Annotated in this window: 7 protein-coding genes; 5 read left to right on the top strand and 2 right to left on the bottom strand. The window is 74.1% G+C overall.

Features of this window, described 5'->3' with window-relative positions:
• Window positions 1-1094 (top strand): SUKH-4 family immunity protein (locus ACFWA9_RS26830; RefSeq protein WP_380390314.1); only part of this gene is annotated, 1094 nt, incomplete at its 5' end.
• 265 nt (window positions 1095-1359) lie between these two features.
• Window positions 1360-2799: a hypothetical protein gene (locus tag ACFWA9_RS26825; RefSeq protein WP_380390312.1), complete on the top strand. Its 1440-nt coding sequence runs from the start codon at window positions 1360-1362 to the stop codon at window positions 2797-2799.
• Between the two features lie 61 nt (window positions 2800-2860).
• Here ACFWA9_RS26825 and ACFWA9_RS26820 read toward each other — a convergent pair whose 3' ends face one another.
• Window positions 2861-3526, bottom strand: coding sequence for a hypothetical protein (locus ACFWA9_RS26820; RefSeq protein WP_380390310.1), 666 nt, complete (start codon window positions 3524-3526; stop codon window positions 2861-2863).
• Between the two features lie 524 nt (window positions 3527-4050).
• On the opposite strand from ACFWA9_RS26820, the gene ACFWA9_RS26815 reads away from it, so the two are divergent.
• Entirely contained in the window at window positions 4051-4317 is a 267-nt protein-coding gene (locus ACFWA9_RS26815) for a beta/gamma crystallin domain-containing protein (protein WP_380390308.1), read from the top strand.
• 90 nt (window positions 4318-4407) lie between these two features.
• Here the strand turns inward: ACFWA9_RS26815 and ACFWA9_RS26810 are convergent, their stop codons facing one another.
• On the bottom strand, window positions 4408-5721 hold the full coding sequence (locus ACFWA9_RS26810; protein ID WP_329489333.1) for a nucleotide sugar dehydrogenase: 1314 nt from the start codon (window positions 5719-5721) through the stop codon (window positions 4408-4410).
• Window positions 5722-6535: 814 nt separating this feature from the next.
• On the opposite strand from ACFWA9_RS26810, the gene mfd reads away from it, so the two are divergent.
• Together mfd and ACFWA9_RS26800 are read left to right on the top strand one after the other, a co-directional pair.
• Complete coding sequence (gene mfd, locus ACFWA9_RS26805) at window positions 6536-10165, top strand: transcription-repair coupling factor (protein WP_380390306.1); 3630 nt, start codon at window positions 6536-6538, stop codon at window positions 10163-10165.
• Between the two features lie 208 nt (window positions 10166-10373).
• A complete protein-coding gene (locus ACFWA9_RS26800; protein ID WP_380390305.1) occupies window positions 10374-10991 on the top strand; it encodes a hypothetical protein in 618 nt (205 codons plus the stop codon).
• Window positions 10992-11080 lie beyond the last annotated feature (89 nt).

The following is an 11080-nucleotide window of genomic DNA, read 5'->3' as shown; positions in this document are numbered from 1 at the left end:
GCCCCGGCGCGGCCGGCTACGGCTATCCCGGCGCGGCCTCGCCGGCCGCCCCGGCTCCCGCCCCGGCCGCCGCCCCGGCGCCGGTCCCCGGTCCGCCGCAGGGCGCCCCGGTGCCGCCCGGTGTGCCGGCCGTCGGCCCCGGCTACTTCGCCGCGCTCAGCTACCGCGGCCCGGACGGCTCGGAGCAGAAGCTGCTGCACCGCAGCGAGCCCGGCACCCCGCACCCGGAGTGGAAGATCCTCCAGGACCTGCGCCGGCTGAACGTCCCGCCGGAGCAGGTTCTGGAGCTCTACACCGAGCTGGAGTCCTGTGACCTGCCGGGCGGCTACTGCAACCGGATGATCGCCGCCTCCTGGCCGAACGTCCGGCTCACCCACACCGCCGACTACGGCCGGGACCACCACTCCCGGCAGGCCGGCATGGCCCAGCTGCTGGACCACCTGGACGAGCTGCACCAGCTGGCCTCCGGCGCCCAGCGGGTCCGCCCGTTCCGGGTGCCCCCGCCCGCCCCGGGCAGCGTCCCGGTGCTGCCGCCGATCGCACCGCAGCAGCTCGGCCAGGAGGTGAGCCAGGCCTTCGGCCCGAACGTGTTCCACTTCGAGCAGCGCGCCGTCTCCCGCCAGGGCGTGCCCGAGCCGGTGGCGCAGACCCTGATGTGGGGGGGCCTGCCGCGCGAGTTCGGACCCTTCTTCTGGGCGCAGGCCCAGGAGGGCCGCCCGATCCCGACGCTCGCCGAGCTGGCCGCCGAGCGCGGACTGACCGGCGGCCCGGACTTCGGCGGCTACCTGGTGCTCGGCAACGACTACGGCCGCCAGCTCTGCGTGCAGTACGGCACCGCGCACGTGGTCGCGGTGGACATCGACGGAACCGGCGAGCCGCCCCGGTTCGTCAACAGTGGTGTACCGGAGTTCGTTCGCGCCCTGGCCCTGCTGGGCCGGATGTGGCGGCTGCGGTACGGGCTGACCCCGGACCAAGCCGGTCGCTGGACGACCGACTTCCAGGCTCAGCTCGCCGCGATCGACCCCGCGGCCCTGCAGTCGGCGGACACCTGGTGGGCCGTCCTCCTGGAGCAGTTCTGGGACGGCCTGCTGTAGCGGGCCGACGCGGATCCGTGCAGGTGGAAGGGGTCGTTCCGGTGTCCGGAACGACCCCTTCGGCGTGCCGTCGCGGCTCTGCCTCGTTGGGGTTTCGCCCTGATCTGCGCAAAATAGGTCAAGAGGATGGGTCTATTCGTCCATTCCTCGCCGCGTTCCGATCCGTACGGCGTCCGATTCCGGACCGCCTTCCGGATCCGGTTCCGGATCCGTCCGTTCCGTCCGATCATGGGCTCCGCAGCCCGCGACACGAGGGGAAGAGCCCATGAGCGATGCCGTCCCCCAGCACGGCTTCACCGCTGCCCGGCGCGGTTACGCGCCCGAGCAGGTCGACCGAGCCCTGACCGTTTTCACCGCCCAACGGGACGAGGCGTGGGAACGGCTGAGCGTGCTGGGCGCCGGAATCCGGGAGATGGAGCGGCGGCTGGCCGAGATCCGGCAGGCCGCCGCCGACGCTCCGGACCCGGACTACCAGGTGCTCAGCGAGCAGGCCGCCGGACTGGCCACGATGGCCGCGAACGAGGCCCGGGCGGTCCGGGAGGCCGCCGAGCGGTTCGCCGAGGACCTCCGCGACGAGGTCTACGAGGCCGGTCAGGCGCTCGGCCAGGCCGCCAAGGAGTACGCCGCCACCACCCGCGCCGAGGCCGACCAGGCCGCCCGGCGCACCGAGGAGCGGACCCGCGCCGAGGCCGAGGCGATCCGGGCCGAGGCCGACCGCGAGAGCCGGGCCGTGCGGGACGCCGCCACCGGCCACGCCGCCAAGGTGCGGGTCGCCGCGGCCGAGGCCTCCGAGCTGGCCGAGGCCAAGCTCGCCGAGCTGCGCCGGGAGGCCGACGAGACGTTCGCGGCGGCCGAGGCCCGGGCCGACGCCGAGGACGCCCAGATCTCGGCGACCGCGGAGCGCCGGGTCAAGGAGGCCGAGCAGTACCGGGAGACCGTGCTCGGGCAGATCAAGCAGTCCGACGCCGAGGCGCAGGCCCGGGCGGACCAGCTGATCGAGCAGGCCCGGCGCGAGGCCGAGCGGATCAACGCGGAGAGCGAGCGCGAGCAGCGCGAGTTCGCCGCCCGGCAGGAGACGGTGCAGCAGCACCTGGACCACATCAAGGGCACCCTCGCCTCGCTCACCGGCGCGGCGGTGGGCGCGATCGAGCCCGACCTGGCGGCCGAGACCCCGGCCGGGCCCGCGCCGGCGGTCGACTCCGAGGCGGACACCGGCGAGATCGCGGTGGCGAACCTGCGCAAGACCGTCGCGGTGGGCGGCGGGCAGCGGGCCGTCACCGAGGCGGCCACCGCGGTGCTGCCGGTCACTCCCGGCCCGGTGGGTCCCTTCGACGCCGCTCCCGACGATGCTGCCCCGGCCGCGGACCCCGCTCCCGCCGACGCCGCTCCGGCGGACTCCGCTCCGGCCGTCGCCGGCGCGGTCGCCACCGGACCGGTCAGCCCCGGACCGGTCGCGCCCGGTCCGGTGGCGCCCGCCGCCCCGGCGGGGGTGCCGCCCCGGCCGAGCACGCCGCCGAGCACGCCGGGCACGCCGCCGAGCGGGTCGGCCGCGACCGCGGCCGACGAGGCGGCCGACGACGAGGCGGCCGACGCGCCGGGCCGGCCCGCCGAGGACGAGACCCGGATCATTCCGAAGATCGTGATCGTCGACGACGGCAGCGACTACGCCACCCCGAACACGGTGGGCCTCAACCGGCGGCGCTGAGGCACCGCGAGCGCCGGTCCCGGCACCGGGTGGCCCGGCGGCTCGTGACCCCGTGAGGGCCTCACGAGCCGCCGGCCACCAGCCGGGTGAGTTTCGCGTCCTGGGCCCTGACCGCCTCCTGCTGGGCGGTCAGGGCCTGCGCGTTCCGGTCGATCTGCTGCCGCTGGTAGCCGGCCAGCACGGCGAACCAGATCCCCGCCAGATTGCTCCGGGCCGTGCAGTCGGCGTCGGCGCGGGCCGTCGCCAGCTCACCCGGGGTGATCTCCGCGACCGCCCGGTACCGCTCCGGCAGGGCCGCCGGGTCGTCGACGCGGAAGCCGGCGGCGGCCATGCAGATGGACCACTCGCCGGTCGCCGCGGCCACCCGGGCGTCGCGGCCGGTCGCCCCGATCGATTCGTCGAAGAGCCGGCCGACCAGCTCGGCCCCGGGCCCCGGCGGCGAGCCGATCCGTTCCGCCGCCTGCCGGTCGCAGTCGACCCGGGCCGCGTCGTAGGCCTCGGCCGGGCCGGCCGCCGGCGCGACGGGCCGGGGCAGCGCCCGCTTCGGGGGGTGGAACCCCTGGACGGCGGCGGCCTCGGCCCCGAGGTACCCCCAGGCGCCGGCCGGCAGGGCCGTCGCGTTGTCCGGGGCCCGCGCCGCCTGGAGGCCGTCGCCGCCGAAACCGGTGAATCCGGCCCGCTGCATGCAGGAGACGACCAGCATATTCCTGGCCTGAATCTCTTTCACGGCCACCTGGTCATTGGCCTGATAAGCGGAAAGCGGCAGTCCGGTCATTCCGGCGCGGCCGGATTCCGGGGGTTCAGGGGTGCCGATCGCGGGGGGCGTCGGCGCGGATTTCACCGAGTTCCCCCCGGTATCCTCGGCGCAGCCTGCGGAAATGGCCGACAGTACGGCCGCCAGGGTGATGGCGGCGAATCGTCCGAAATGTGGTGGACGTGCCAATCGTCTGCTCCGATCCTCGGGCACGGCAAGCTTGTTCGGACCCTAGCGCATTCCGCTCGACCCCGGCCCGGCGGCCCGTCCCGGAGGTTTCGGCTTGGCCGGAAAACAGCTGTTCGGCGACAGGCCCCCATGTAAATCTCTGGAGTCGCAACCGCCGTCGATGGAGGGGTTTCATGATTCGCCGCACAAATCCCGCAAATCCCCGCAGGGATCGCCGCACCGGAAATGTCCTGGCCCGCCGGATCGGTGCCCTCGCCGTTCTCACCGCCGCTGCCGCCGCACTGCTGCCGACGACCGGCGCGAACGCGGTGAGCCAGGTCGAATGCGGAAACCGCACCGATTTCGCGAAGGTGTACAACTACGGCTACAGCGGCCGGCTCTGCTTCGCGAATGACGGCTGGATGTCCGTCCGGGTCTACAACGTGGACCGGATCGACGCGGGCAACAACCGGGTCATCACCTATCTGGGGGGTGGCCTCGGCTCCTGGACCGTCTTCAACTGGGAGCAGTACGACTTCAACGGCAACCAGGGCCACCAGGTGACGATGTACGACATCAACCTGTCCCGCTGGTAGTCACCGGGAGCCGGGGCGGGCCGGACCCCTTGTGCGCGGTGCCGGGCGGGTGCGGACGCCCGGCACCGCGTTCGTGCGGGCCGGCTGGCCCTACAGCACCTCGACCGTCGCGCCCGAGAGCCGGCGGCGGCAGTCCAGCACGTACCGGGCGTGCGCGGTGACGGCCTCGTAGTCGAACTCGTCGTGGTCGGCGAGCAGCACCACCGCGTCGGCCCCGGCCAGCTCCTCCGGAGTCGCCTCCACCCGGCGGACGGCGGCGAACGGGTCGCCGTGCGGGTCCAGCTCGGCCGCCCGCTGCCCGGGGATCACCGGCTCGGGGACGTGCACCCCGACGACCACGTGCGGGTCGGCGGCCCGGACCTCGGCGCCCATCCGGGTCAGCAGCTCGGCGACCCGGGCGGCCGGGGTCTCCCGGGCGTCGCCGGTGTTCTTCTTGTAGGCGAGCCCGAGCAGCAGCACCCGGGAGCCCTTGACCGAGCGCTGCCGCTCGTTCAGCGCCTCGGCGAGCCGGCGCACCACGTAGTCGGGCATGTGGCTGTTCACGTCGTTGGCCAGCTCGACGAAGCGGAACGACTGGCCGAGCGCCCGCTCCACCCGCCAGGACAGGTAGGAGGGGTCGATCGGCAGGCAGTGCCCGCCGACCCCCGGCCCGGGGGTGAAGCGCAGATAGCCGAACGGCTTGGTGGAGGCGGCGTCGATCGCCTCCCAGACGTCGATGCCGAGGTCGTGGGCGAACATCGCCAGCTCGTTGACCAGCGCGATGTTCACATGGCGGAAGGTGTTCTCCAGCAGCTTGGTCAGCTCGGCCTCCTTGCAGGAGGAGACCGGGACCGTTCGCTCGACCAGCCGCCCGTAGAAGCCGTCGACCGCCGCCAGCGCCGCCGGGTCGATGCCGGAGACCACTTTCGGGGTGTTCTCCAGCCGCCAGGTCGGATTGCCCGGGTCGATCCGCTCGGGGCTGTAGCCGAGGTGGAAGTCCCGGCCGGCGGTCAGACCGGACCCCTCCTCCAGCAGGGGCGCGAGCAGCTCCTCGGTGGTGCCCGGGTAGGTGGTGGACTCCAGCACGACGGTGGCGCCCGGGCGCAGGTGCTGGGCGAGCAGCCGGGCCGAGGCCTCGATGTAGGAGAGGTCCGGCACCCCGTCGCGCAGCGGCGTCGGGACCGTGATCACCGCGATGTCGAAGCCGGCCACGTCGGCCGGCTCGGCGGACGGCAGATAGCTGCCGTTCTCCAGCAGCGGCCGCAGCCGGGGGGCCGGGATGTCCTCGACGTAGGACTCGCCGACGGCCAGCCGCTTGATCCGGCGCTCGTCCACGTCGTAGCCGACCACCTGATAGCCGACTTCGGCCGCCCGGACCGCCAGCGGCAGCCCCACATACCCCTGACCTGCGATGACAACGCGCATGACGAAGAACCCCCTCCATCGCGACGCCCCCTGGTCCCCTCCGGGGCATCCCCACACGGCCTTCACCACAGGGTAGGGAGCGGCGCCGGGCCGCGTGGCCTTTCGGCGAAGTGGGCGGAGCCGTGCCGCGCGGGCGGGCGGCGGCCGTTCAGGTGGTGGTGGCCGGGGCGGTGGTCGCGCGGGCGCGGTGGTCCGGTGGGTGGTGGCCGGGGGCGCGGTGCGGCGGGGCGTGGCCGGGGTGCGGTGCGGCGAGGGCGCGGAAGGGGGTGCGCGGTGCGGCGAGGGCGCGGAAGGGGGTGCGCGGCGGGGGACGGGCGCGCGGAGCGGGTGCCCGCGCACCATGAAAGAGGCCGAGACCCGTGGCGCCCTCCAGGAAAGGGCGCCACGGTTCCCGGCGCTTGGGCGGGCGCCCCCACCCAGGGTCGCCCGGCCTCGCACCCCCGACCCCCATCGGGTGTGCGACTGTGCCCTCCGCAGCCATCCCCCACGGTTGGGTGCGGCGGGCACAGTCACCATGGTGCGCGATCTCCATGGACGGCCAGTGACAGGAGTATGTCCAGTTCGTGGCGGATCGCGGAGGCGGAGCCGCAGCGTGCGGCCGGTGCTTCGTCCCCGTCCGGGCGCCGGCCCGGTCCGGCCCCGCGCCCGCCGCACCGGTCCTGCGGCCCCGCCGGGCCCGTGCGCCGCGTGCGTGTCGGCCCTGCGGCGTAGGCTGGAGACCCCCGGCCGCTCGGCGCGCCGGGCCGTTCGCGTTGCCCCGGCAGGCTGGTGCCGCCCGGGCGGCACCAGCCACGGCACGAAGAAGAGACTCCTGATGAGCCTGACCGGACTGCTCGATGTCGTCGCGCGGGACGCGGCGCTCGCCGAGGCGATCGAGGCCGCGACCGCGATCGGTACCGCGGCCGGCGCTCGCCACCACCTGGACCTGGTCGGCCCGCCCGCCGCCAGGCCGTTCGCCATCGCCGCGCTGGCCCGCGCGATGGCCGCGCAGTCGGCCGGGGAGCGCGGCCGCCCGGTGCTGGCCGTCACGGCGACCGGCCGGGAGGCCGAGGACCTCGCCGCCTCGCTCCGCTCGCTGCTGCCGCCCGACACGGTCGCCGAGTACCCGGCCTGGGAGACGCTCCCGCACGAGCGGCTCTCGCCGCGCTCGGACACGGTCGGCCGCCGGCTGGCGGTGCTGCGCCGGATCGTGCACCCGCGGGCGGACGACCCGGCGGCCGGACCGGTGCAGGTGATCGTGGCCCCCGTCCGCTCGGTGCTCCAGCCGCAGGTCAAGGGGCTGGCCGAGCTGGAGCCGGTGGCCGTCCTGCGCGGTGAGTCGCACGATCTGGAGGCGGTGGCCCGGCGGTTGTCGGCAGCCGCCTACGCCCGGGTCGAACTGGTCGAGAAGCGCGGCGAGTTCGCCGTCCGAGGTGGCATCCTGGACGTCTTCCCGCCGACCGAGGAGCACCCGCTGCGGGTGGAGTTCTGGGGCGACGACGTCGAGGAGATCCGGTACTTCAAGGTCGCCGACCAGCGCTCGCTGGAGATCGCCGAGCACGGCCTCTGGGCGCCGCCCTGCCGTGAGCTGCTGCTGACCGACGAGGTGCGGGCGCGGGCCGCCGAGCTGTCCACCCAGCAGCCGGGGCTGGCCGAGATCCTGGACAAGATCGCCGAGGGCATCGCGGTCGAGGGCATGGAGTCGCTGGCGCCCGTCCTGGTGGACGACATGGAACTGCTGATGGACGTGCTGCCGCTGGGATCGGTGGCCGTGGTCTGCGACCCGGAGCGGGTCCGCACCCGGGCGGCCGACCTGGTGGCGACCAGCCAGGAGTTCCTGCACGCCTCCTGGGTGGCGGCCGCCGCCGGCGGGGACCGGCCGATCGACCTGGAGACGATCGACGTCTCGGCCGCCTCGCTGCGCTCGCTCGCGGAGGTGCGCGAGCACGCCGCCGAGATCGGGCTCCCCTGGTGGTCGGTCAGCCCCTTCGCGACCAGCGAGTCCAGCATCAGCGAGGTGCTGGAGTTCGACGTCAACACGCTGACCCTGGGCATGCACGCGGTGGAGGCGTACCGGGGCGACACCGCCCGGGCCATCGCCGACGCCAAGGAGCGGCTGGCCGCCGACTGGCGGGTGGTCATGGTGACGGAGGGCCACGGCCCGGCCTCCCGGCTCGCGGAGGTGCTCGGCAACGAGGGCATCCCGGCCCGGCTGGTCGCCGACCTCGGGGAGGCGCCGACCAGGGACGTCGTCTACGTCGCCTGCGGCTCGATCGAGCACGGCTTCGTCGACGAGGCGCTCAAGCTCACCGTCATCACCGAGACGGACCTCTCCGGGCAGAAGTCCTCCACCAAGGACATGCGCCGGATGCCCTCCCGGCGCCGCAACGCGATCGACCCGCTGGCACTGGCGGCCGGCGACTACGTCGTCCACGAGGCGCACGGCGTCGGCCGCTACGTCGAGATGGTGCAGCGCACGGTGCAGGGGGCCACCCGCGAGTACCTGGTGCTGGAGTACGCGCCGGCCAAGCGCGGCCACCCCGGCGACCGGCTGTTCGTGCCGACCGACCAGCTGGACCAGGTCACCAAGTACGTCGGCGGCGAGGCCCCCACGCTGCACCGCCTCGGCGGCGCGGACTGGGCGAAGACCAAGCAGCGGGCCAAGAAGGCGGTCAAGGAGATCGCCGCCGACCTGATCAAGCTGTACTCCGCCCGGATGGCCGCGCCCGGCCACACCTTCGGCCCGGACACCCCGTGGCAGCGCGAGCTGGAGGACGCCTTCCCCTACGCGGAGACGCCCGACCAGCTGACCACCATCGCCGAGGTCAAGTCGGACATGGAGAAGTCCGTCCCGATGGACCGGCTGATCTGCGGCGACGTCGGCTACGGCAAGACCGAGATCGCGGTGCGGGCGGCTTTCAAGGCCGTCCAGGACGGCAAGCAGGTGGCGGTGCTGGTGCCGACCACGCTGCTGGTGCAGCAGCACTTCTCCACCTTCGCCGAGCGGTACGCCAACTTCCCCGTGACGGTGAAGGCGCTCTCCCGCTTCCAGACCGACAGCGAGGCGAAGGCCGTGCTGGAGGGCCTGTTCGAGGGCTCGGTGGACGTCGTGATCGGCACCCACCGGCTGTTCTCCTCGGAGACCCGCTTCAAGGACCTCGGCCTGGTCATCGTCGACGAGGAGCAGCGCTTCGGCGTCGAGCACAAGGAGCAGCTGAAGAAGCTGCGGGCCAACGTGGACGTGCTGACGATGTCCGCCACGCCGATCCCGCGCACCCTGGAGATGGCGGTCACCGGCATCCGGGAGATGTCCACCATCACCACCCCGCCGGAGGAGCGGCACCCGGTGCTGACCTTCGTCGGCCCCTACGACGAGAAGCAGATCTCGGCCGCCATCCGGCGTGAACTCCTGCGCGAGGGCCAGGTCTTCTACATCCACAACCGGGTCGAGTCGATCGACAAGGCGGCGGCCCGGCTGAGGGACCTCGTCCCCGAGGCGCGGATCGCCACCGCGCACGGGCAGATGGGGGAGACCGCGCTGGAGAAGGTGGTCGTCGACTTCTGGGAGAAGGAGTTCGACGTCCTGGTGTCGACCACGATCGTCGAATCGGGCATCGACATCTCCAACGCCAACACCCTGATCGTCGAGCGCGGTGACACCTTCGGGCTCTCCCAGCTGCACCAGCTGCGCGGCCGGGTCGGCCGTGGGCGCGAGCGCGGCTACGCGTACATGCTGTACCCGCCGGAGAAGCCGCTGACCGAGACGGCGCACGAGCGGCTGGCCACCATCGCCCAGCACACCGAGATGGGCGCCGGTATGTACGTGGCGATGAAGGACCTGGAGATCCGCGGCGCCGGCAACCTGCTCGGCGGCGAGCAGTCCGGGCACATCGCGGGCGTCGGCTTCGACCTCTACATGCGGATGGTCGGCGAGGCGGTGGCCGAGTTCCGGGAGTCGCTGTCCGGCGGCGGCGAGCCGGAGGAGGAGCCGCTGGAGGTCAAGATCGAGCTGCCGGTGGACGCCCACGTGCCGCACGACTACGCGCCGGGCGAGCGGCTGCGGCTGCAGGCCTACCGCTCGATCGCGGCGGTCAACTCGGAGCAGGACATCCAGCAGGTCCGGGACGAACTGGTCGACCGGTACGGCAAGTTGCCCGAGCCGGTGGAAAACCTGCTGCTGGTGGCCGCGCTGCGGCTGTACGCCCGCCGGTGCGGCATCGCGGACATCACGCTGGCCGGCGCCAACGTCCGGTTCGGGCCGGTGGAGCTGCGCGAGTCGCAGCAGCTGCGGCTGAACCGGCTCTACCCGCGCAGCCAGGTGAAGGCGGCCGCCCAGCAGTTGCTGGTGCCCCGGCCGTCCACCGGGCGGATCGGCGGCAAGCCGCTGGTCGGGCGGGAACTGCTCGGCTGGTGCCGTGAGTTCCTGTCCGCGATGTTCGACGACCTGGCGGGGTCGAAGAAGTAGCGGCCCGCTCCGGCGGATGTGCGGCGGCGGTCCCGGGCGATGCGCCCGGGGCCGCCGCTCTCTGCTGTGCCGCGGATCCTCGTTCCTGACTCCTCGCCCTGGGACCGGGGCCCGGGAAGCCCACCGGCGGGTCGGTGCTGGACGGTACGGTGTGCGGGGTTCGTCCGTGCCGCGGCCGACCGCCGTCCTCACCCGCTCAGGAGCGCACATGTCAGGGCAGTACCCCGGGCAGTTCGGACCACCGCCCGGCGGCGCGTTCCCCGGTGGCCTGCCCCACGGCGGGGCGCCGGGCACGGTGCCGTACCCCGCTCCGCCGCCGCCCTCCCCGGCCCGGCGACCCGGGGAGGCGGCCGGGCCCTACGGGGTGCTCGGCCGGGTGCTGTGCGTCCTCACGCCGCTGGTGACGGTCGGCCTGCTCGGCATGATCCCCTCGCTGCTGCTGGCGGTCCGCCGCCGCCGGGCGTACGACATCCTCGGTGCGGCGGTGTTCGCCGCACTCTTCCTCACCTACCTGGTCTGCGCGGGCGTGGCCGGCGGCACCGGCGACGCGCCCACCGCGGACACCGTCGGCATGGTGGCCATGGTGCTGATGTGGCTCGGCGCACCGCTGCACTTCCTGGCGATGGACCTGCGCGCGGTCTGGGAGGCGGGCCGGCCGAAGACGCCCGCCGCGGCGGCGTACTACCCGTCGCCCGCCGCACCGTACGGACCGCCCGTGTCCGGCCCGGCCTACCCGCAGGCACCGGTCTCCGGGTACGGCCCGCCCTTCGGGACCCCGACCCCGACCCCGCCGCCCGCGCCCGGCTACGGGTACCCGGCCCCGTAGCCGACCCCGGTCCGGCCCGGGACCGCGCCCGCGACCGGCGAGGAGCCACGCGAGCTGGGTGAACCGCTGCGCCGTCAGGCCCCCTCCAA

Origin of the sequence: Kitasatospora sp. NPDC059973, assembly GCF_042737525.1 — a bacterium.
Lineage (GTDB): Bacteria > Actinomycetota > Actinomycetes > Streptomycetales > Streptomycetaceae > Kitasatospora.
Note: the sequence above shows the minus strand (reverse complement) of the source record. Positions and strands in the feature narration are given on the sequence as shown.

Coding starts and splice junctions, on each gene's coding strand:
- ACFWA9_RS26825 (WP_380390312.1), top strand. CDS start 1,360: ATGAGCGATGCCGTCCCCCAGCACGGCTTCACCGCTGCCCGGCGCGGT.
- ACFWA9_RS26810 (WP_329489333.1), bottom strand. CDS start 5,721: ATGCGCGTTGTCATCGCAGGTCAGGGGTATGTGGGGCTGCCGCTGGCG.
- mfd (WP_380390306.1), top strand. CDS start 6,536: ATGAGCCTGACCGGACTGCTCGATGTCGTCGCGCGGGACGCGGCGCTC.
- ACFWA9_RS26800 (WP_380390305.1), top strand. CDS start 10,374: ATGTCAGGGCAGTACCCCGGGCAGTTCGGACCACCGCCCGGCGGCGCG.